Source organism: Marinobacter salsuginis, from assembly GCF_009617755.1.
Lineage (GTDB): Bacteria > Pseudomonadota > Gammaproteobacteria > Pseudomonadales > Oleiphilaceae > Marinobacter > Marinobacter salsuginis.
The window spans coordinates 1,821,622-1,842,088 of the sequence record NZ_BGZH01000001.1 but is presented as its reverse complement, the minus strand read 5'-3'; the positions used below and the strand labels follow the sequence as shown (position 1 = coordinate 1,842,088).

Sequence of the window (20,467 nt, the reverse complement as noted above, 5' to 3'; positions counted from 1 at the left end):
CTCTTCAAGAAATTGGCAAGTTTGTTTTTTCGGGTTTCAGGCGGTCAGGGTGATGTTCCTGCCATTGTCACCACCCTTACCACTGTGCGACGTCCAGAAATCGTTCGTCCTCGAGCAGGTCGACGGCCGAAAACACTTTCCAGACTTCCTCGTTGCGTTCATATCCGCCTGAGACAAACGGTTGAACGTTTTCAGGTACGCCCTCGGGCGAATCCTTGAAACTGTCAGTTGCGAAGTACTGCATACCCAGGACACTGTCGACTACCAGCCCGCTGAAAATATCGCCCTGCTCAACAACCAGCACTCGCCGCTCCCGCTGGCTGCGGGAAGAGCGGGGAATATCGAAAAAGCCGGCGAGATCAACCAGAGGCAGGAGGCGGCCACGAACATTGGCGGCGCCAAGCAAAAACGGGCGAACCCCAGGTATGTGGGTGAACCTGGGGACATGTAGGATTTCAGTGACTTCGCCCATGGGGGCAACGTAGCGTTCACCTGCGAGAACAAAACCGATGCCGTTCCAGAGTTCAACGGCTTCCTGTTGCTCCGGCAGGCCGGCAGCCAGAGACCGGCTGCGCTCGGCGATATCCGTCAGAACGGCAAAAGGGGCGGCCTGGGCGGACATGCGTACTCCACGGTTGGGGATCAGGCAATCAGACTGTTGATTGTTTTGATCAGGTCGTCTTCGTTAACCGGCTTGACCAGGTAACCCTTGGCGCCCTGGCGGGTGCCCCATACGCGATCAGTTTCCTGATCCTTGGTGGTTACGATGACCACCGGGATGGAGGCGGTTTCCGGTGCGCGGGTCAGTTGGCGGGTTGCCTGGAAGCCATTCAGGCCGGGCATAACCACATCCATCAGAACCAGATCCGGGGTTTCGGCACGGGCCTTGGCAACACCGTCGGCACCGTTATCGGCGGTCAGCACTTCGTGCTGGTGTTTTTCCAGGATCGTGGAAATTTTCTTAACCTCGGTAGGGGAATCGTCAACAATCAGAATGCGGGCCATGGTTTCCTCGAAAGTTCTTGGGGTCAGCAGGTTTACTGTTCCGCCTGTGGAACATACTGGCGGATGGTATTGAGTAGCTCATCCTTACTGAACGGCTTGGTCAGATACTGGTCCGAGCCGACGATCCGGCCCTTGGCCTTGTCGAACAGCCCGTCCTTGCTGGAGAGCATGATAACCGGCGTCTTTTTGAAGGAGGAATTGTTCTTGATAAGTGCGCAGGTCTGGTAGCCGTCCAGGCGGGGCATCATGATATCGACAAAAATGATGTCCGGCTGGGAATCGGCAATCTTTGCAAGAGCGTCAAAGCCGTCAGTCGCGGTGATGACCTCACAGCCGACCTTTTTCAGAAGGGTTTCTGCGGTGCGACGTATGGTTTTACTGTCGTCGATCACCATGATCTTCAAATTCTCGAAGTTGTCATCCATTGTCCAACTGCCTTGCGCTCAGCGACTGTCGTTATTTTAAAACGGGGGTTTTAACACAAACCTTAAGGTTCTTCTATAAACCCCGCTCATTTATAGATTATCAATGGCCGGATAAAAAGTATTAGTTTGTGACCAAATGTACTTCTGCCCGCAACGTCACGTAACTGACTGAGGATTTCTCCGGATGCATTTGCAGCTCGGGTACAATACCATCTGATTTCACAGCATAGCACTTAATGCCCGGTCCGCTCTGCAGACCGGTTCGTGTTTTTAACCCTCAGGACTGCAGGAACGCTCATGACCGTCAGACTCGGGATCGTGATGGATCCGATTGAAGATATCCACTTCAAGAAAGACAGCTCACTGGCCATGTTGCTGGCTGCCCAGAAACGTGGCTGGGAAATCGAATACATGGAACTGCCGGATATGTATCTCGATGGCGGCACGGCCATGGCGCACACCCGCGACCTGACCGTCCACATGGATCCCGAGAACTGGTACAGCTTCGGGCCCAGCCAGGACCGGGCGCTGGGGGACCTGGATGTCATCCTGATGCGCAAGGATCCGCCGGTGGACCGTGAGTTCCTGATGGCCACCTATATATTGGAGGCGGCGGAGCAGCAGGGTGCCCTGGTGGTCAACCCGGCATCCACGCTTCGCGACTGCAACGAGAAACTGTTTGCCACGCAGTTTGAGGACCTGACGCCACCTCTGTTGGTCTCGCGTTCGGCAACCCGTTTCCGCGAGTTCTATGCCAAGCACGGCGATGTCATCATGAAGCCGGTGGATGGCATGGGCGGTCATTCGATCTTCAGGATCCGCGAAAACGATTTCAACCTCGGGGTCATTATCGAAACCCTCACCAACTATGGCACTCACCAGGCCATGGCCCAGAAGTACATTCCGGAAATCAGCGATGGTGACAAACGTATCCTGTTGATCGACGGTGAGCCGGTACCCTATTCCCTTGCGAGAATCCCATCCCAAGGGGAGAATCGGGGCAATCTTGCCGCCGGCGGCCGCGGCGAAGGTCGGGAACTGACCGCCCGGGATCGGGAGATCTGCGAGCGCGTTGCGCCGGTGATTAAAGAGAAGGGCCTCGTATTTGTCGGCCTGGACGTGATCGGTGATTATCTTACCGAAATCAATGTCACCAGCCCGACCTGCATCCGGGAACTCGATGCCGCCTTCGGGATCGATATTGGTGGTCTGTTGATGGATGCAATCGCAAAACGCCTGGGCCAGGCTTAATCCGGTAGTGGTCACCGGGCAGGTTTAACGACAGGATCCGTATCAGGAATGGCAGTTCAGGTAAGCGACTTCGACCGGTTTTCCTTCACCCTTTTCATGGCGTTGGCAGTGCACGCCATTGTGGTGTTGGGTATCACCTTTGCGCCTGAGTCGCCCCGTTCCTCGGCTCAGACCATGGAGATCACCCTGTCCCAGTTCGACGACGAAGAAGCTCCCGAGAAAGCGGATTTTCTGGCCCAGACCAGTCAGAAGGGCAGCGGTACCCAGGAAGAGGTTCGGGAAATGACCACGCCCCAGCCGGCGGAGGTCAGTCAGCCTGAAGTGGCTCAGGTTCAGCCCGAGCCGCCGTCCCAGACCCAGCCGCAGCCGCGCCAGGAAAAACAGGTGGTGCAGACCGAGAGCGCGTCCAGTCAGAAGGTTCAGGCGCCTGAGGAACGCACCACGCCCGAAGAAGAGCCCCTGCCCGTGCGGGAGAAAAAGAGCCTGATGGAGCGTAGCCTTGAAATTGCCAGCCTGGAGGCCCGCTTCGATGCCCAGCAGCAGGCCTATGCCCGCAAACCCAGGGTGATGCGTGTTACCGCTGCCTCCACGCTCAAGTCTACCAACGCCTGGTATGTCCAGAACTGGGTCAGCAAGGTAACCCGGGTGGGCAACATCAATTACCCCACCGAGGCGCGCAATGCCGGAATCTATGGCACACTGAGGTTGCTGGTGTCGCTGAAGAAAGACGGCACCATTAAAGAGGTGGCTATCCTTCAGTCTTCCGGCAGCACCGTGCTGGATGATGCAGCAATACGCATTGTCAGGATGGCCGCGCCGTTTGCACCGTTTCCGGACGAAATGCGGAAAGAGGTGGATGAACTCGAAATCATACGTACCTGGTCCTTCCAGCGTCGGGGGCTGACATCCGGATGACAGCATCAAAGCACTCTCCCCACAGCTTGCGGCACCATTTTCTGGTGGCATCACCCTATCTCGCGGATCCGCGTTTCCATGGCGGCGTTATTTATATCTGTGAGCATTCTGACGACGGTGCACTGGGCTTGATGATCAATCACCCGCTGGACATTCATCTGGGCGAAATCCTGGAGCAGCTGGACCTGCCAGGGGGCGAACTGGATCTGCCGGTATTCAGCGGTGGTCCGGTGCAGCCGGAGCGGGGCTTTGTGCTGCATCCCCCCGGAACCAGTTGGCAGAATACGGCAAAGGTCACCGAGGATGTTCTGCTGACCACATCCCGCGACATACTGGCAGGGATTGGCCGTAGTGAGGGCCCCGAGGAATATCTGGTGGCCCTGGGCTACTCCGGCTGGAGCGAGGGGCAGCTGGAAGAGGAGCTGGGCAGTAACGCATGGCTCACTTGCCCGGCCACCACAGAGATCCTGTTCCGTACCCCCTGGGAAGAGCGTTACAAGGCCGTACTCAAACTGATCGGCATAGATCTCAACCAGCTCAGTGAATCGGTCGGCCATGCCTGAAACAAACAGTCGCCGGATCATGGCGTTTGATTTTGGTACCCGCCGGATTGGCGTTGCCGTCGGCCAGGAATTGCTTGGGTCCGGCCAGCCAGTGGCGCTGGTTCCCGCTCGCGACGGTATTCCGGACTGGCAACAGATTGAATCCCTGCTTGAGGAGTGGCGCCCGGACCTGGTGGTGGTTGGCCTGCCTCTGAACATGGACGACACCGAAAACGATATGTGTGCCCGGGCGCGCAAGTTCGGCAAGCGCCTGCACGGGCGTTACCACGTGCCGGTCGAGATGGTGGACGAGCGGCTCACCAGCTTCGAAGCCAAGGGCGAAGTGATGGCCGCCGGGGGCAGTCGTGATTTTGGACGTCACGGAGTCGACGACCGGGCCGCGGTGCTGATCCTCGAAACCTTTTTTCAACAGTGAGGACCGAATGACGGCATTGCTTGATATTGATCAGTTGCTTGACCAGATGGAGTCAGGGCTGCGTCAGACGCTGGAGCAAAGGGGCGTGGAATCGCCGGTTCTGATCGGTATCCGTACCGGTGGCGTCTGGCTGGCGGATGTGCTCAGCAAGCGCCTGGGTATCGATGAGCCGTTCGGCGAACTGGACATTTCCTTCTACCGCGACGATTTCAGCCGCATTGGCCTGAATCCCCGGGTCAAACCCTCAAGCCTGCCCTTCGATACCGAGGGTCGGGACATCATCCTGATTGACGATGTCATTATGAGCGGCCGGACCATCCGCGCCGCGATGAATGAGATCTTCGATTATGGCCGCCCAGCCAGTATCATATTGGCCACCCTGATTGACCTCGGCGCCAGGGAACTGCCCATCCAGCCCGACGTGGCTGGCAAGACGATGGCGCTGGAATCCCATCAGCGAGTCAAACTGCGTGGCCCCGACCCGCTCCGCATCGAGCTCCAGGAAGCCGGACAATAAACCTCCGAATCAGATAACAGGCGACCCATGACCGCGAACGACTCTTCCCCGCACCACTTGCAGCTGACCCGGGATGGTCAGTTGCGGCACTTCCTGACTCTCGACGGCCTGGATCGCGCCTTGCTGACCGACATCCTCGACACGGCGGATTCCTTTATCGAGGTGGGGGAGCGCACCATCAAGAAAGTGCCGCTGCTCCGGGGCCGGACCGTGGTGAACCTGTTTTTTGAATCCAGTACCCGCACCCGCAGTACCTTTGAGCTGGCGGCCAAGCGACTGTCTGCGGATGTGCTTAACCTGGACATCAGTACCTCGGCCACCTCCAAGGGCGAATCCCTGTCTGACACGCTGCTCAATCTGGAAGCCATGGCCAGCGACATGTTCGTGGTCCGCCACTCCCAGAGTGGTGCGCCGCATTTTATCGCCGAGAGCGTGACCCCCGGCGTCGCCATTATCAACGCCGGTGATGGCCGTCACGCCCACCCGACCCAGGCCATGCTGGATATGTTGACGATCCGCCAGCACAAGGGGCGGTTCGAGGGCCTGAAAGTCGCTATCGTCGGTGACGTCCTGCACTCCCGGGTGGCCCGTTCCCAGATCAGGGCCCTCAACGAGCTGGGTGCCGAAGAGGTACGGGTCATTGCGCCTGGGACGCTGCTTCCCAAAGACGTGGAAAGTCTTGGCTGCACGGTTGAATACGATATGAACCGGGGCATGAGGGACCTGGATGTGGTGATCATGCTGCGGCTTCAGAAAGAGCGGATGGAAGGCGCTTTGCTGCCCAGCGAGCGGGAGTTTTACCGGCTGTACGGACTGAACCAGCAGAAACTGGCGCTGGCGCATCCGGAATGCATCGTCATGCATCCGGGGCCCATCAACCGCGGAGTTGAAATTGAGTCGGCGGTGGCCGACGGGCCGCAATCGGTGATTCTGAACCAGGTCACTAACGGCATTGCCATCCGGATGGCGGTCATGTCCATGGCCATGGGCGGTCAGGTCGCCGAGCGCCAGCAGAAACTGAGTGAGAGGGGCCAGGCATGAGCAGTGTCAATACATCCGGAAGCAGTCTGAAAATCACCGGAGGCCGCCTGTTCGATGGCCAGGGCGCAGAGCAGGAGAATACCGCACTGTTGATAAGGGATGGCCGTATTGTTGCGATGGGCGAAGCCGCCGCCCGGGAGACAGCCGACGAGACCATCAGCGCAGACAACGGCATAATCACACCGGGGTTTGTCGATCTTTGCTGTAATGTCCGTGAGCCGGGCAACGGTCAGAAAGGTAACATCGCTTCGGAGACCCTTGCCGCGGCCCACGGCGGATTTACCACCGTGTGCGCCTCGCCGGAAACCTCGCCGGTAAACGATTCCAGTGCCGTCACCCACCTGATCCGTGATGGTGCTGCCAGCCGTTCGCCCATCCGGGTTTTGCCCATTGGCGCTATCACCCGGGGCCTAGAGGGCGATCTGCTCAGTGATATGGCTGGCCTGGCCGCAGCCGGCTGTGTTGCCGTGGGTAATGGTTCCCGGGGCGTGCGCAATGCCCGCATATTGCGCCGGTGTATGGCCTACGCCCAGACGTTTGGTTTGACGGTGATGTTCAGCCCCGAGAACCAGGTCCTGGCCGCCGACGGCTACGCCCATGATGGCCTGGTGACCTCGCGGTTGGGCCTGCTTGGTATTCCGGAAGTGGCGGAAACCGCTGCGGTGATGGAGATGCTGTTACTGGCCGAGGAAACCGGGGTACGTTTGCACCTCAGCCAGCTTTCCTGCGGTCGCAGTGTTGAAATGCTGGCCGATGCCCGCCGCCGGGGTATTGCGGTCACCGCCGATGTGGCCATGCATCAGTTGGTGTTCACGGAGGAGGCGCTTGCCGGTTTTGACAGCCGCTTCCACGTCCGCCCGCCACTGCGTGGCGAGAGCGATCGCAAGGCGCTGATAGCCGGTGTCCGGGAAGGGGTAATTGATGCTATCGTCAGCCAGCATCAGCCTCATGATACCGCTGCAAAGCAGGCGCCCATGGCTGCTACCGAGCCGGGGCTGTCCAGCATCGAGAGCGTGCTGTCGCTGGGTCTGGAGCTGGTGGAAATGAATGAGCTGGCGTTGCCCGACCTGATCCGGGCTCTGACTGCCGGTCCGGCCTCCGTGCTTGGCCGGACTGCGCGTCTGGCGGAGGGCGAAGTCGCCGATATTTGCCTGTTCGATCCCGATGCCTTCTGGACGCCCAGCGCGAAAACTCTGGTATCGGCAGGCCGTCACGCGCCGGTGACGGACCGCGAACTGCCAGGTGTGATCAGGCTCACCCTGAGTGAGGGTCGAAAGGCCTGGCCCCAGCCGGTGATCTGATCCCGGCGAACTGTCTGAAAGTGCGGCAGAGGTTGCGAAACCTCTGTCGACACCATCACAGAATCTCCCCCTGTTGCTGAAAAACCCTTGATGGCAGGCACCTGTGCCAACGTATTCTTGTAGCCGTCGCCCTATGGTCGACCAAGGAAAGCGTGGCCTGGCCGGTCCAGAAACCCAGACCGGCGCCCGACAATAATAACCAGGAGTCATCCCGTGAAATCAGCAAACTTCCCCCAGCGGGTAGCCATGGCGGCTGCCCTCTGTGCCAGTCTGGTCTTTCCCTCAATGGGCCAGGCGCAGGCACAGAATGAGCCTCTGGAACGCAGTTTTTGCGTTTTTGACCCGGTTGGTGCCAATGGCCCCCTGTTTGCCATCACCAAGACCTTTCAGCCGGTTGCCCTTAAAAATGGCATCAAGCTGGATCTTCGCGCCTATACCGATGAAAAGGTGGCTGCCGAGGACTTCAAGGCGGGGCAGTGCGATGCTGTTCTGCTTACCGGCACCCGTGCCCGTGAATTCAACAAGTTCACCGGCAGCCTTGAAGCCATGGGCGCCGTGCCTGGCGAAGAAGAAATGCGCCTGCTGTACAACACCCTGAGCCAGCCCAAGGCCCGGCCGTTCCTGATTGACGGCCCCTACGAAGTGGCAGGCGTGTTCCCTGGCGGCGCCATTTACCTTCACACCCGGGACCGCAGTATCGATTCGGTCGAAAAGCTTCAGGGCAAACGGATTGCCACCCTGGACTACGATCAGGCATCGGTCCGGATGGTTCGCCATGTCGGCGCCTCCGTGGTGGGGTCCAATTCCGCGAACTTTGCCGGTAAGTTCAATAACGGCAGCGTTGACCTGGCTTACGCCCCGGCCGTCGCCTATACCCCGCTGGAGTTATACAAGGGCGTCCAGCCCAACGGGGCCGTGGTCAAATATGCCCTGGGCTACATGAACTTCCAGGTGATCATCCACCGCGACCGGTTCCCCGATTCCGCCGGCCAGATGGTCCGGGACCAGGCGATCAAGCGCATTGATGAGGCGTATGAAATCATTGCCCAGGCAGAGGCGGAGATTCCTGAAGACGTGTGGATGGAGTTGCCGCGGGAAGATACCGCCGAATACGACAAGATGCTGCGCAAGGTGCGGCTGTCGTTACTGGAAGACGGTGTTTACGATGAGCGGGCCATCAAGCTGATGAAGGCGATTCGGTGCCGGGTAGATGCCACCCGTTCCGAGTGTGCCTCCGTCGCCGGTACCTGACACTGGAGTGAATCAGGCCCGCATGAGCGGGCCTGCGGCTGACTAGCGGATTTCGTCTTTCAGTGCCTTCCCGGCCTTGAAGCCCACGGTTTTACTGGCAGGGATGCGAATGGTCTCGCCGGTTTGAGGGTTGCGTCCGTCCCGCGCCTCACGACTGCGGATATTGAAGGTTCCAAAGCCGATCAGGGTGACATCTTCGCCCCGGGAGGCAGCGGCCGACACCTGGTCGGTGAACGCGGTAATCACTTCGCTGGCCTTGTCCCGGGTGAGGCCGGTTCGGTCGGCAATGGCCGCGGCGAGTTCAGGTTTGCGCATCGGATACTCCTTTTATTGTATTTCTGCTGTTTCAGTCTCTGTCCTGGCCGGAATCACAACGATTCACGGTTGCTGCAATCTATAGTGGCTTCCGTCCCATTGTGCAAACCTCCGGGCGGCATCGGTGTGTTTAATTTAGCCTCATTTGCGGCATCGGTCGCATAAAAGCCGGGACTCCTGGGCCATAATGCCCACCTGGTTACAGTCTGTAACAAACCGGTTCATCCGACGGAGTCTGGCCCGCGGGATCGGCGCAGAACTGCATCAGAACAAAAACGCAAAAGGTGAAGAAGGTATGACCCATTTCCGGAATCCCTCCCAAAAGGCGCTTTTGACGGCGCGCCGTGTCCGCAATCTCGTGGCAGCGTTCACGGCCAGCGTCGTTCTGAGCGGCTGTAGTATGGTCAATCACATGATGTACAAGACCACCGGTGATGTGATGCAGGGCTTCTCGCGGAGTCACACGGTACCCTTCCTGATGGAGAGTAACGACCTGGCCATGGGGTGCGCCATGAGCGAGGCGACCGCGCCATTGTTGATGTCCTTTGGCCGAGTCACCAATGAGCCGGACCAGCTTGCGGTGATGCTCTACCTCTCTGCCGGCGGCTGTGCCGAGGAAGAGGCCCGGGAACATGAGCTTGCTGCCCTTGCGGCTCTGCACGCCATGAACGGGAATGCCGCGGAAGATGCCATGATCCGTCAGAAGCGGGCCCATACCCTCGCCGCTCGGCGCTATTACACGGCCTGGCAACACCACAATGCCCATTACGGAAATCCTGCAGATGGCGAATGCCCGGATTTCGATGACGACATGGATGAGTTTATCTACATGGCCGGCCTGCTTTCCGGTCTTCAGGCTCTCAACGCCCAGATTCAGTCCACCTCCTCCATCGGCGTGCCGGCAAACGTGGGTTCCATTGCTGCCCGTGCTACCAGCTGCCTTGATAACGAGAAATGGTGGGGTGCGCCCATGGCTCTGAGGGCAACGGTCTGGGCCATGATTCCCGGTGCCCAGCCAGACGGTGAGGATGCCTTTGAACGGCTGGCCATTGCCGACGAGCAGGGTGAAGCTGCGGGCGTTCGCCTGCCTCATGTTTTCCATGCTATCGCAGCCCTGAACAAGGGGGACGAGGCGATGGTTCGGGAGGTAATCAGGGAACACGCAGAATCCGTCGAGAATACTCCGCCCAACGACGACTGGCGATTCGTGGATGCGATGGCCACCGATATGATCGTCGCGGTGTCTGATCGTCTGTGGGTTGAGAATACCGGGCATCGCACGCCTATGGGTCAGCTCGGTACCTTCTGGGATGACCAGCAGGAAGAGGTTGAAACCATGGACCTGGACGATCTGCTGTAATCACTTCCTACCCAGAGTAATCAGTTATGTCGAAGGGCGGTTTTCATCGGAGCGGGCTGGAGTGGTTTTCATCGCTACCGGCCTGTCTGCTGTTGCTTGCGGTGGTCATCTTCTCCACAAGCAGTGATATCCATAACCAGATGTTGCGCGGAGGCGAGCAGCTCTGGAGTGGCTACTACAAGTTGCGGATGGACCCGGTTCAACCGACCTGTGACCCAAACCGTGATATTGAGGCAGCGGTCGCGGCCGAAATGGCCGCCGATGATTCCGTGGACGACCCCATGGCAGCGTTGCTGGGGGCCGAGGAGAAAGATCCGGACGATGTCCGAATCGCCATCGAACGGGCGGTTGCGGATTGCCGTGAAGCCCACCGGAATTTTGAGAACCTCAGGGACCAACTGACACCGGGAGTGAAAGCCTATCGGGCCGTTGAACTCTTTATTGCCGACCTGATTGCCTTCGGTCTGGAGTCCCAGCGCTTCATTCTGGTCATCCTGGTCATGTTGTGTGCGGTAACAGCCACCCTGACCCGGCATCATATCGCCATGCGCGCCATGGAGACACGGCTGGATTACACCGTCTCTCATACCCTGCAAACCATTGCCAACGCCATGTTGCTGGGTTCGAGTGCGATCTTCCGACAATCCAGCCTTGGCTCGGACACGGCGGTCTCATCGGAAGAGCTGTTGCTGCACAATTTCTGGATTATCGGTTTCGCCTGCCTGACCCTGGCCAGCCTGTACCGGCTGTTCCGGGTTCCCGATGACCTTCAGGAGGGCGGCAGCCTGAACAAGGCTTTCCTGGCTGTTCCCCTGTATACCGTGATGTGCCTGATCTCTGGCACCTATTTCGCTCTGATTGGACACGCCTCCGGGATTGGTATCTATCTCGGCAAGATGATGGAACTGTCCGACATGTTCCTGAATGTCGGCCTGTACGTCTGGGTGGGCATGATGCTGAAGCAGACCCGTCTTGCCACCCTGGTGTTCAATGTCTTCCGGCCCTGGCGCATGCCGCCGGAGATGCTGGCGGTTGTGGCGGTTCTGGTTGCCGCTGTGCCCACGGCCTACACCGGTGCGTCCGGCATCTTTGTGATCGCGGCGGGCGCGGTTATCTACAGCGAGCTGCGCGCGGCCGGTGCCCGACGGCATCTGGCTCTGGCAGCCACCGCTATGTCCGGCTCTTTGGGCGTGGTGTTGCGCCCCTGTCTGCTGGTGGTGGTCATCGCCTACCTGAACCGGGAAGTCACCACCGACGAACTATTCGGCTGGGGGATCTGGGTGTTTGTGCTGACGGCCACCATGTTTGCGATTGTGGCCCTGAGTGTGAATCGCCAGAGCCAGTTCAACCTGGCGCCCTCTGCCGAGGCCCTCCCGGCCATGATACAGGCTCTCAGGCCTTTGATTCCCTATGTCCTGGTGATTGCTGCCGTGGTGTTGTTCTACCGACTGGCACTGGACGTGAGCATGGATGAATTCTCGGCGCCCAGGCTGCTGCCCGTGATCATGCTGGCCATCCTTGTCTACGAACATGTGAGTCTGAAAAACCGCAAAGGCAAAGCCTCAGGGGAGATCAACCACCAGGGACTGGAGAGAAGCCTCCGTGGCGCCACCAACGACACCACGGCGGAAATTGGCGCGTTACTGCTGTTGCTTGGTCTGTCGGTCAGCATCGGTGGGGTGATTGAACGGGCGCACCTGATGGAGGCCTTCCCGCAGTCGTTTGACAGTGCCTGGTCGGCGATGCTGCTGATGGTTGTGATACTGGTAATCCTCGGCATGATCATGGACGCCTTCGGTGCGGTAATCCTGGTGACCGCTACCGTTGCCACGATCGCCTACTCCAGCGGCATTCATCCAATCCATTTCTGGATGGTGACCCTGGTGGCCTTCGAGCTGGGCTACCTGAGTCCGCCGGTCGCCCTGAACCACCTGCTTACGCGCCAGGTGGTCGGAGAAGCAGAGGTGCTGGCGGCGCAACAGGAAACGGGGACCTTTTATCAGCGCCACGAGCGTATCATCATGCCGCTGATTGCCATGGGGATCTCGCTGTTGCTGGTGGCCTTTGTGCCCCTGATGTTTTACGTCTGAGGTTTTTGGTGAAATCCCTCAGACTAATGGCGGCGCGCGATCAGTTCCCTGAGCGGTGCGGGCAATAGGCTTCGTAACCGTTCTGAAACCCGCTGCTCGTGCCGCTGCCAAAGAATACCCAGCCACACGATCGCGAGCCCGATCAACGTAAGCGCGATTGGGAACAGAAGGCTGTCCTCGAAGACCTCATAAGCAAGATGGCCAAGGTAACCCGCGACGCCCAGCCCGCCGAACACAACGAATACCCGCCGGCCCAGAATGGCGCCGGCCATGATCATCACCAGATTTATCAGGCAGTAGAACAGCTTGCTCCATTCACTCTCAGACTCCATCAGGGAAAGTCCGCTCCAGAACGCCGTGACACCAAAAATGTATAACCAGAACGCAAAATCGCGGGTGCTCTGGTTTCGGATATCCACCCAGAAAGCCAGCAGGACTATCAGAAGACCGAACCACAGCGAAACCCATTTCCTGAGTTCCCAGGAAACGTACTCCGCGCCAAACAGGAAGGGAGCCAGATCCATACTCATGTACCAGAACGTGACGGCCACCGGCATGACCAGAAAGGGCAACCGGTAGCGCCAGAGCATGACTGCGCCTGAAGCCAGAGTTGCCAGTTCCATGAATAACCAGCTCCAGTCGATGTAGCGGTGGTAGTCCCGGTATTCATGGCCGCCCGACCACCAGCCCATGCCGGCCTGAAACCCGAAAACGGCGAGGGGAGTGAGGACGACGACAAACGTTGCAGTGATTCCTGCAGGAATCTTCTGGTCCAGCCGCTTCAGAAAAAACTCGGTGAGCCACAGGCCGGCACCGGCGTAGACCAGGGCAATCAGTAGCAGACCCCATCCGCCAAGGCTTTCCCATGAGAGGGTCATGAACAGGCTCATGGCCCCGATTGCAATCAGGCCGCCGAAGTAATAGAGGATGTGGGTGAAGCGGAAAGAAGGGGTTTGTTGCTGCTGTTCCGATAAGAACGTCCAGAGCCGCTCAGCCTGTTCGTCCGTGATGATCTGCTTGCTTGCGGCTTGATCGAGAAGACTGCGCTTCAGCTCCATGAGAGTTTCCCCCTCGAAACATTCTTTTTGTCGGAAGCAGTTCAGATCACCGATTGCCCCACATTTTTGAAACCGCGGCATCGGATCCCAGGGTTCCAACGATCAACGAAACACCACCAATCCCGAAGAAAACAAGCACCGGAATCAGGGCACCCAGCTTACCGGTGTAAACCAGCGCGGTTGCTGACACCGTCGACAGAACGAGGAACAGAGCGCCCACCACGTTAAGCACGGTGCGGTGTGATTCCTTGTAGCTGGGCCCAACCTGTCCGGATTCCAGTGGTTTGAGAATAAACGAGAAGAGCTGGCGCAGACGCTGTTTCATGAAGCCGTTTCCTTGAATGTGTTGCCCCATCATACAAAAAAAGCGCCGTGCTTTCGCAGGGCGCTTTTTTACGTTCAGGAATCGACTTAGCTCAGCTTCGGGCCGGCCTCGACGATGGAATCCGCCACGTCGAACTTCTTGAAGTTTTCGACGAACTGCGCGATCAGTTCCTGGGCCTTGCCATCGTAGTAGTCCGGGCTCACCCAGGTGTTGCGCGGGTTCAGCAGCTCGGTATCCACGCCTGGCACATGCTTGGGCACATCCAGGTTCAGGGTTGGCAGGTGCTCGGTTTCGACATCGTCCAGGTCACCGTTCTGGATCGCGGCGATGATGGCGCGGGTGGTCGGAATGCTGAAACGCTGTCCTTCGCCGTAAGGACCACCGGTCCAGCCAGTGTTCACCAAAAAGACCTTGCTGCCAAACTCGTCCATGCGCTTCATCAGAAGCTCGGCGTAAACGCCGGCCGGGCGCGGGAAAAAGGGCGCACCAAAGCAGGTGGAGAAGGTGGACTTCAGCTTCGAGGAAGACCCCATCTCGGTGGAGCCAACCAGTGCGGTGTAGCCACTCAGGAAGTGATAAGCGGCACCTTCGCGGCTGAGGATGGACACAGGTGGCAGCACGCCAGTCATGTCGCAGGTCAGGAATACGATGTGAGAGGGCTCTCCGGCACGGTTCTCGAGCACGCGCTTTTCAACGTGGTCCAGCGGGTAGGCGCAACGGGAGTTTTCGGTCAGCGATACATCGGTGTAATCTGGCTCGCGGGTTTCCGGGTCGATCACCACGTTTTCGACAATGGCGCCAAAACGGATGGCATCCCAGATGATCGGCTCGTTCTTGCGGGACAGGTCGATGCACTTGGCGTAGCAACCGCCCTCGACGTTGAACACGGTGCCCGGGCCCCAGCCGTGCTCGTCATCGCCGATCAGGTAGCGGTGCGGATCGGCAGAGAGAGTGGTCTTGCCGGTGCCGGAAAGACCGAAGAACAGGCAGGTCTCGCCGTCTTCACCCACGTTCGCGGAACAGTGCATGGGCAGCACGTCCTTCTCTGGCAGCAGGAAGTTCTGCACCGAGAACATGGCCTTCTTCATTTCACCGGCGTAGTGCATGCCGGCCAGCAGAACCTTGCGCTTGGCAAAGTTGATCATCACGCAGCCATTGCTGTTGGTGCCGTCGCGCTCGGGCACGCACTCGAAGTTGGCGGCGTTCAGGATCTGCCACTCCTGCTTGTCGGCCGGGTTATAGCTTTCCGGTCGGATAAACAGGTTGCGGCCGAACAGGTTCTGCCACGCGGTCTCGGTGGTCATTTTGACCGGCAGGTAGTGCTCGGGGTCGGAGCCGACATGAACGTGAGACACGAACTGGTCTTTTTCGGCGATGTAGGCTTCAACACGGTCCCAGAGGGCGTCGAACTTTTCGGCGTCGAAAGGACGGTTGATCGGACCCCAGTGGATATCGTCCGAGGTGCTGGGCTCCTCGACAATATAGCGGTCCATGGGAGACCGGCCTGTACGGTCACCGGTCTTTACAACCAGGGAACCGTTGGATGCCAGCTGGCCTTCTTCACGTGCCAGTGCAACCTCAACCAGTCGTGCTGTACTCAGATCATTATAAGTGCTGCTCACTTCGACCTCGCCCTCGGGATGTCTTAGTGATTGCTCAGGCCGCCCCCCAAAATTGACGGAAATCTGAGCAATCGGGTCAATTCAGGCGCGCTATTATGCCAGAGACGCCGGTAAAAAACGACTGCCCTGAACCCCTTGCTATCAGCGGTTTCCCGGCCAATCGAACGTGCTTCTAGTGTAGCGTATGACCGGTGAAAAGATGATCAATATCATTTCTATCGAAGCGATAGTGAGCGTGGCAAAACTGGCAGTCCATCTCGATGGATCCCTGTTCTTCCAGAATGCTGTAGCATTCTTCGCGGCCAATGGCCTCCAGGGCGCCGAGGGTGCGCTCCCTTGAGCAGCTGCAGCGGAAGGCGACCGGTTCGGCGTCGAACAATCGAACGGTTTCCTCGTGAAACAGTCGATGGAGCAGGGTTTCACTATCCAGTTCCAGCAACTCGGCGGCTTCCACGGTCCGCGCCAGGTGGTTAACCCGATCCCAGAGATCTTCGTCTTCCTCGGAGGCGCCCGGCAGGCGCTGGAGCATCAGGCCAGCGGCGCCGTTTTCATCGGCAAAAAGGAACAGGCTGGTGGGAATCTGTTCCGAGCGTTCGAAGTATTCCTCCAGGCAGCCGCCAAGTGTCTCTTGATCCCGGGGCACGACGCCCTGGTAGCGATTACCCCGGTTCGGCGTAATGGTAATGGCCATCCGGCCTTCACCGAGCAGATTATGAAAACTGTCTTCGCTGACGGCGTGCTCGTCAAAACGGGCCAGACCACGGATGTGCCGGTCGTGGCTGCATTCTGCCATCAGAGTGCGTAACGGGCCTTCTCCCTGCGCCTGAACGGACAGCGTGCCCTCAAATTTCAGGGTGCTGCTCATTAGGATGCTCGCCACCAGGGCTTCGCCGAGGAGCTCGCGGACCGTGTCCGGATAGGGCGCCTGGCTGCCGATTTCCTGGTAGCTGTCGGCCAGCCGCACCCAGGCTCCCCGCACCTGGCTGTGTTCAAAAATAAAGCGCTGGAACTGGTCGCGGGATGCCATGTTGTCTCTCCTGAATGCTGAATGCCGGTCGTTGCAAGTTGACTGAGGGCGGGGGTGTTAAAAAGTGTTCAGAGGCCGTTCTGTTCGCGGAAGCGCTGGATATCCCTTCGGTCTTTCTTTGAAGGGCGTCTGGCCGGAGGGAGTTGCGCTGCCTGCATAGTTTTTCGTTGCCAGGCCATTTCTTCGCGTTTCTTGGCGCTCTCTTCCGTCTCGTGGTAGAGCTTCTGGGCTTCGGGCGCGCCACGGCGGCGGTCGCTGATGTCATCGACAATAACAACCTTCTCCTGCCAACCCAGACGCAGCGTGAGTTTCGCGCCGGCTTCCACCAGCTTGCCGGGTTTGCAGCGCTGGCTGTTGTAGTGGACCTTGCCTCCTTCGATCGCTTCCTTGGCCAGGGAGCGGGTTTTGTAGAAGCGGGCAGCCCAGAGCCATTTATCCAGTCTTACCCTTTGTTCGTCAGCAGTTGATGCCGTCATGTCTCCTCACCTGATGGGCTTATACGCCAATTATAACCCTGTCATCGGCCGGATGGCAGGGGTGACCGCTGGCGAAGGGCCGGGAGAACTTCGTCGAAGTGATGGATGCAGGGGATTTCCGGGTGCCGTTGGCGGGCCTCCTGCTGACTGTCCGGCGCCAGTACCGCAAGGCACTGGGCAATGCCGGCTGCCAGGGCACTTTCCAATACCGGGAAACTGTCGTCGACCATCAGGGTGCTGTCGGCCTCATAGGGCGTTACCTTCTGGAGATCCTGCCAGAATGATGGGTCTTCCTTGGGCTTGCCTAGCTGATGGCTGGAGACTATGGCATCCACCCGTGTGTCCAGGCCGGTTCGTTTCAGCTTCAGGGCCAGAGGGTCGGGGTGACAGTTGGTGACAATCACCGAGTGAAGCCCGGATTGACTCAGGGCATCGAGAAAATCCGTTACGTGAGGGCGGTATCCGATCCGGTCGCCCACCTCTGCTTTCAGCCCGGTAATGTCCAGGGACAGGCGCTCGCTCCAGTAATCGGTGCAATACCAGTTCAGTGAGCCGCGCTCGGCCATGATCATCGGGATCAGTCTGTCTTTCGCTTCCTGGGGATGAAGGTCATAGTGCTGGGCGTACCTGGCCGGCAGGTGCTCGAGCCAGAAGTGGTTATCGAAATGCAGATCCAGCAGCGTTCCGTCCATATCCAGGAACACGGTGTCGAGAGAGGACCAGTCAACCATAAAGCAAAACAGCCTGAAGAATTTACTTCAGGCTGCCGGAGTTCGCTTGTCGGGGCAAGCCGTGATAATACGGAGTCGCGCCCGTTGAAACAGGATCAGTTGCTGGTTTGAACGGTCTCGGACTTCTTGCCAGTACGGGTGCAGCCAAGACAGCGCACGAAGGTCGCCTTCGCGGGGCCCATCACCAGAACCTCACCCGCTTCATCGGCGTTGCCGCCCAGTAGGGAGAAGGGCAGGGATACGAGGTACACAGCACTACCCACAATGGTGGTTGCCAGCAGGGCCGGGCGAACAAAAATGGCATCGCCGGTCATGGCCAGTGCTGAAGGGGTTTCATCCACGGCCTGGGCATGTCCGATTGAAGAGAATGCCATCAGGCAGGCCGCCACAGTGGCCACCAGAGTGCGGGAAATCTTGCGGGTCATCGTACTGTCTCCTGAGCTTTTTGCCCCTAATAGGTACTGTCTTTCAACACGACAGCGCCGGAATCGCATCAAGTGAATACCGTCCCATTATAAACATCGGGCGTTAATCCTCTGTTAACTATGAATCATATTTGCGCATTTTCAAACGATTTTTCGTTGCTGAATGTGCCATCTCGTAAGCATTCAGCGCTGGCAGCGGGGGCAGTAAACCGTTGAGCGGTTGTTCATCCGGATTTCTTTCAGCGGAGTTCCGCATTCCTTGCAGGGCTGGCCGCCACGACCGTATACCAGCAGCGACTGGGCAAAGTAGCCTGGCTTGCCATCACTGTTCACAAAATCCCGCAGGGTGGTTCCGCCCATCAGGATAGCGGCACTGAGCGTTTCCCGGATAGCTTCGGCCAGCCTGTGATAGCGGTCGAGGCTGATTCTTCCTGCTTTTCTGCGGGGATGGATGCCGGATTTGAACAGGGCTTCATTGGCGTAGATGTTGCCTGCGCCAACCACGACCTGATTATCCATGATGAACGACTTGACTGGCGTGTTCTTGCCGCGGGAGAGGCGGAACAGGTGCGCACCATTGAATTCGGGAGCCAGGGGTTCGGGGCCGAGATGGCTTATCAGCGGGTGCTCTTCGGCAGAGTCGGCCCAGAGCCAGCAGCCAAACCTTCGGGGATCATTGAATCGCAGGATTACCCCGGATTGTAACGCCAGATCGATATGATCATGGGTCAGCGGTGGTGTGTTGTCGGTGATGATGCGCAGACTGCCGGACATGCCGAGGTGAACAATGACCGTGCCCTGCATCATATTAAGGAACAAATATTTGGCACGCCGATCAACATTCTCTATGCGCTGGCCTTCCAGGCGTTCTGCCAGATCGGCAGGAACAGGCCAACGCAGGCTGCCATTGCGCACGGTAACCCGGGTGATGGTCTCGCCCTCGCAATAGGGTGCAATGCCGCGACGGGTGGTTTCTACTTCTGGCAATTCTGGCACGGACGGGAATCTCCGGTGGAAAACGCATAAGTGTAATCAGTAACAATTTTGCATCCAAATGCTGTTGTTGTGGCTTACAGCTGTAAGCTAAAGTGGCTGAGTTGGCCATGGGCCAAAGATAATGATTTTGAGGATTAGCTATGTGGTTTAATGGTCTTCTTGACCTGTCGGTGATGCAGCTCATTCTGGTCACCCTCGGAATGACACACGTCACGATTGTCAGTGTAACGCTCTATCTGCATCGCCATTCGGCGCATAACTCGCTGGACCTGCACCCGGTATTGAAGCACTTCTTCCGGTTCTGGCTGTGGTTGACCACCGCCCAGAACACCAAGGAGTGGACGGCTATCCACCGCAAACACCACGCCAAATGCGAAACCGAAGAAGATCCCCATAGCCCGGTGGTGTTGGGTATTCGCAAGGTTCTGTTCCAGGGCGCCGAGCTCTACGCCGAATCCGCGACCCCGGAAACGCTCGAACGCTACGGCCAGCGCACCCCGGAAGACTGGGTGGAGCGGAACGTGTACAGCCGCCATAAAATGCTGGGCATCGCTTTGATGGCGGTCATCAACCTTGCGCTGTTCGGTGTACACGGCATCTGGATCTGGGCAGTACAGATGATGTGGATCCCGGTTTGGGCGGCCGGCGTTGTGAACGGAATTGGTCACTGGATGGGTTACCGGAACTACGAGTGCGCCGACAACGCCCGCAACATCAGTCCGCTGGGCCTGCTGATTGGCGGCGAAGAGCTGCACAACAACCACCACACCTACCCGAACTCTTCCAAGCTGTCCCGTCGCTGGTTCGAGGTGGATATTGGCTGGGGTTACATCCGTCTGTTCCAGTTGTTCGGCATGGCCAAGCCCAAGGGCTATCGTCCCATTGCTCATCATGTGCCGGGTAAACTCGAGGTTGACGTAGAAACCGTTCAGGCGATTGCCAACAACCGGTTCGACATCATGCGCCAGTACCGCAAGCGCGTCATGGAGCCGGTGTTGCGTCAGCAGAAGTCTCTGATGGACGACGAGATTCGGCCGCGGTATCGGAAGCTCAAGCAGTTGCTTTCTCGTGAGATTACGCTGATCCACCCCAAGGAAAAAGAAACCCTTGAATCGGTACTGGAGCGCAACGCGGTGCTGCGCCAGATCTACGAGAAGAGCCATGAACTGCAGGCGCTCTGGCGTCAGCGTGGGCTCAAGCCCCAGGACAAGCTCAACGCGTTGATGGAGTGGTGCCGGGAGGCGGAAGCCAGCGGTATCCGGTATCTTGAGGAGTTCGCCGAGCACCTTCGGGCCTACTCGCTGCGCCCTGCTGTCTGAGACAGTCAGGTCGCTGAACAAGGGGCTGGGTGAGCGCGT

At 58.5% G+C, this 20,467-nt stretch carries 23 protein-coding genes; 11 read left to right on the top strand and 12 right to left on the bottom strand.

Annotation, left to right across the window (positions count from 1 at the left end):
* Positions 1-76 precede the first annotated feature (76 nt).
* From GJU83_RS08460 to pilG, 3 genes are read right to left on the bottom strand one after another with little or no spacing between them, the layout of a single operon-like run.
* A complete protein-coding gene (locus tag GJU83_RS08460; RefSeq protein WP_069182279.1) occupies positions 77-622 on the bottom strand; it encodes a chemotaxis protein CheW in 546 nt (181 codons plus the stop codon).
* Positions 623-642: 20 nt separating this feature from the next.
* Positions 643-1,005 (bottom strand): twitching motility response regulator PilH, encoded by a 363-nt coding sequence (pilH, locus tag GJU83_RS08455; RefSeq protein WP_008939836.1) that lies wholly within the window; start codon positions 1,003-1,005, stop codon positions 643-645.
* A gap of 32 nt (positions 1,006-1,037) precedes the next feature.
* The gene (gene pilG / locus GJU83_RS08450; RefSeq protein ID WP_008175635.1) at positions 1,038-1,430 is read right to left on the bottom strand and encodes a twitching motility response regulator PilG; all 393 of its coding nucleotides are present in this window, start codon (positions 1,428-1,430) and stop codon (positions 1,038-1,040) included.
* Between the two features lie 297 nt (positions 1,431-1,727).
* Between pilG and gshB the strand changes: the two genes are divergently transcribed.
* The 8 genes from gshB (at position 1,728) to GJU83_RS08410 (ending at position 8,684) form a co-directional block, all read left to right on the top strand.
* Positions 1,728-2,681, top strand: coding sequence for a glutathione synthase (gene gshB, locus GJU83_RS08445; protein ID WP_153634089.1), 954 nt, complete (start codon positions 1,728-1,730; stop codon positions 2,679-2,681).
* Between the two features lie 48 nt (positions 2,682-2,729).
* The gene (locus tag GJU83_RS08440) at positions 2,730-3,596 is read left to right on the top strand and encodes an energy transducer TonB (RefSeq protein ID WP_069182278.1); all 867 of its coding nucleotides are present in this window, start codon (positions 2,730-2,732) and stop codon (positions 3,594-3,596) included.
* Entirely contained in the window at positions 3,593-4,159 is a 567-nt protein-coding gene (locus GJU83_RS08435) for a YqgE/AlgH family protein (protein WP_174805020.1), read from the top strand. Before GJU83_RS08440 ends, GJU83_RS08435 begins: the two co-directional genes overlap by 4 nt.
* Positions 4,152-4,574, top strand: a complete 423-nt coding sequence (ruvX, locus tag GJU83_RS08430) for a Holliday junction resolvase RuvX (RefSeq protein ID WP_153634088.1) — start codon at positions 4,152-4,154, stop codon at positions 4,572-4,574. Before GJU83_RS08435 ends, ruvX begins: the two co-directional genes overlap by 8 nt.
* Before the next feature lie 7 nt (positions 4,575-4,581).
* Positions 4,582-5,091, top strand: coding sequence for a bifunctional pyr operon transcriptional regulator/uracil phosphoribosyltransferase PyrR (gene pyrR / locus GJU83_RS08425; RefSeq protein ID WP_136630896.1), 510 nt, complete (start codon positions 4,582-4,584; stop codon positions 5,089-5,091).
* Between the two features lie 27 nt (positions 5,092-5,118).
* Positions 5,119-6,132, top strand: a complete 1,014-nt coding sequence (locus GJU83_RS08420) for an aspartate carbamoyltransferase catalytic subunit (RefSeq protein ID WP_069182274.1) — start codon at positions 5,119-5,121, stop codon at positions 6,130-6,132.
* Positions 6,129-7,433: a dihydroorotase gene (locus GJU83_RS08415; protein WP_153634087.1), complete on the top strand. Its 1,305-nt coding sequence runs from the start codon at positions 6,129-6,131 to the stop codon at positions 7,431-7,433. The genes GJU83_RS08420 and GJU83_RS08415 overlap by 4 nt, the downstream gene beginning before the upstream one ends.
* Positions 7,434-7,718: 285 nt before the next feature.
* Positions 7,719-8,684 carry a putative solute-binding protein gene (locus tag GJU83_RS08410; protein WP_370686081.1) on the top strand — a complete coding sequence of 322 codons (966 nt, stop codon included), beginning with the start codon at positions 7,719-7,721 and terminating at the stop codon, positions 8,682-8,684.
* Positions 8,685-8,726: 42 nt separating this feature from the next.
* Here GJU83_RS08410 and GJU83_RS08405 read toward each other — a convergent pair whose 3' ends face one another.
* The gene (locus GJU83_RS08405) at positions 8,727-8,999 is read right to left on the bottom strand and encodes an HU family DNA-binding protein (RefSeq protein ID WP_064229608.1); all 273 of its coding nucleotides are present in this window, start codon (positions 8,997-8,999) and stop codon (positions 8,727-8,729) included.
* A 295-nt stretch (positions 9,000-9,294) separates the two neighbouring features.
* Here GJU83_RS08405 and GJU83_RS08400 point away from each other — a divergent pair, with 295 nt between their 5' ends.
* Both GJU83_RS08400 and GJU83_RS08395 read left to right on the top strand, forming a co-directional pair.
* Positions 9,295-10,359 carry a hypothetical protein gene (locus GJU83_RS08400; protein WP_153634085.1) on the top strand — a complete coding sequence of 355 codons (1,065 nt, stop codon included), beginning with the start codon at positions 9,295-9,297 and terminating at the stop codon, positions 10,357-10,359.
* Positions 10,360-10,385: 26 nt separating this feature from the next.
* Positions 10,386-12,449, top strand: a complete 2,064-nt coding sequence (locus GJU83_RS08395; RefSeq protein ID WP_153634084.1) for a TRAP transporter large permease subunit — start codon at positions 10,386-10,388, stop codon at positions 12,447-12,449.
* Between the two features lie 23 nt (positions 12,450-12,472).
* Here the strand turns inward: GJU83_RS08395 and GJU83_RS08390 are convergent, their stop codons facing one another.
* The 8 genes from GJU83_RS08390 to mutM form a co-directional block, all read right to left on the bottom strand.
* On the bottom strand, positions 12,473-13,507 hold the full coding sequence (locus tag GJU83_RS08390) for a DUF2157 domain-containing protein (RefSeq protein WP_153634083.1): 1,035 nt from the start codon (positions 13,505-13,507) through the stop codon (positions 12,473-12,475).
* A gap of 46 nt (positions 13,508-13,553) precedes the next feature.
* A complete protein-coding gene (locus tag GJU83_RS08385; protein ID WP_153634082.1) occupies positions 13,554-13,832 on the bottom strand; it encodes a hypothetical protein in 279 nt (92 codons plus the stop codon).
* 86 nt (positions 13,833-13,918) lie between these two features.
* On the bottom strand, positions 13,919-15,454 hold the full coding sequence (locus GJU83_RS08380; protein WP_069182268.1) for a phosphoenolpyruvate carboxykinase: 1,536 nt from the start codon (positions 15,452-15,454) through the stop codon (positions 13,919-13,921).
* 172 nt (positions 15,455-15,626) lie between these two features.
* On the bottom strand, positions 15,627-16,481 hold the full coding sequence (hslO, locus tag GJU83_RS08375; protein ID WP_069182267.1) for an Hsp33 family molecular chaperone HslO: 855 nt from the start codon (positions 16,479-16,481) through the stop codon (positions 15,627-15,629).
* A 68-nt stretch (positions 16,482-16,549) separates the two neighbouring features.
* Entirely contained in the window at positions 16,550-16,957 is a 408-nt protein-coding gene (hslR, locus tag GJU83_RS08370) for a ribosome-associated heat shock protein Hsp15 (protein WP_069182266.1), read from the bottom strand.
* Between the two features lie 41 nt (positions 16,958-16,998).
* Complete coding sequence (gene yrfG / locus GJU83_RS08365) at positions 16,999-17,688, bottom strand: GMP/IMP nucleotidase (RefSeq protein ID WP_153634081.1); 690 nt, start codon at positions 17,686-17,688, stop codon at positions 16,999-17,001.
* A 95-nt stretch (positions 17,689-17,783) separates the two neighbouring features.
* Positions 17,784-18,113, bottom strand: a complete 330-nt coding sequence (locus tag GJU83_RS08360; RefSeq protein ID WP_153634080.1) for a hypothetical protein — start codon at positions 18,111-18,113, stop codon at positions 17,784-17,786.
* 183 nt (positions 18,114-18,296) lie between these two features.
* The gene (gene mutM / locus GJU83_RS08355; protein WP_153634079.1) at positions 18,297-19,109 is read right to left on the bottom strand and encodes a bifunctional DNA-formamidopyrimidine glycosylase/DNA-(apurinic or apyrimidinic site) lyase; all 813 of its coding nucleotides are present in this window, start codon (positions 19,107-19,109) and stop codon (positions 18,297-18,299) included.
* A 140-nt stretch (positions 19,110-19,249) separates the two neighbouring features.
* Between mutM and GJU83_RS08350 the strand changes: the two genes are divergently transcribed.
* Complete coding sequence (locus GJU83_RS08350) at positions 19,250-20,428, top strand: DesA family fatty acid desaturase (protein ID WP_069182262.1); 1,179 nt, start codon at positions 19,250-19,252, stop codon at positions 20,426-20,428.
* Positions 20,429-20,467: the final 39 nt, after the last annotated feature.